This window comes from Burkholderia sp. HAN2018 (genome assembly GCF_024704855.1).
In the GTDB taxonomy this organism is placed as follows: domain Bacteria; phylum Pseudomonadota; class Gammaproteobacteria; order Burkholderiales; family Burkholderiaceae; genus Burkholderia; species Burkholderia cepacia.
This window is the reverse complement of sequence record NZ_QOBB01000551.1, coordinates 1-664: the sequence shown is the minus strand read 5'-3', so window position 1 is coordinate 664 and position 664 is coordinate 1. Positions and strand designations below refer to the sequence as shown.

The following is a 664-nucleotide window of genomic DNA, read 5'->3' as shown; positions in this document are numbered from 1 at the left end:
CACGCCGGCGGCCGCGCCCGGAACGCCTGCCGCCGCGGAAGCCGCGGCGCCGCGCGGCGGCTTCTTCCTGCCCGACGCGCGCACCAATCCCGACCACATCCGCTACGCGCTGAAGACGACCGCCGCGGCGATCTTCTGTTACCTGCTGTATTCGCAGCTCGACTGGTCGGGCATCCATACGTGCGTCGTCACCTGCTACATCGTGTCGCTCGGCTCGACGGCCGAGACGGTCGAGAAGCTCACGCTGCGGATCCTCGGCTGCATCGTCGGCGCGCTGCTCGGCACGGCGGCACTCGTCTTCGTCGTGCCGTCGCTGTCGTCGGTCGGCCATCTGATGGCGCTCGTATTCGCCGGTGGCTGGCTCGCCGCGTGGGTCGCATTCGGCTCGCCGCGCATCGCGTACGCGGGCTTCCAGATCGCGTTCGCGTTTTTCCTGTGCGTGATCCAGGGCGCCGGCCCCGGTTTCGACCTGACGATCGCGCGCGACCGCACGATCGGCATCCTGCTCGGCAACGTCGTCGTGTATCTCGTGTTCACGCGCATCTGGCCCGTCAGCATCGGCAAGCAGATCGACGCCGGGCTCGCCGCGCTGACGGACCAGTGGCGGCGCCTCGCGCAGGTCGCGCAGCCGGCCGAGCGGCGCGCGCTCGCGGCCGACGCGTTC

At 70.8% G+C, this 664-nt stretch carries 1 protein-coding gene; it reads left to right on the top strand.

Annotated features, from left to right (window positions below; translation table 11 throughout):
• The coding region (locus DPV74_RS41725) for an FUSC family protein (protein WP_205572002.1) at positions 1-664 on the top strand (664 nt) is incomplete at both ends.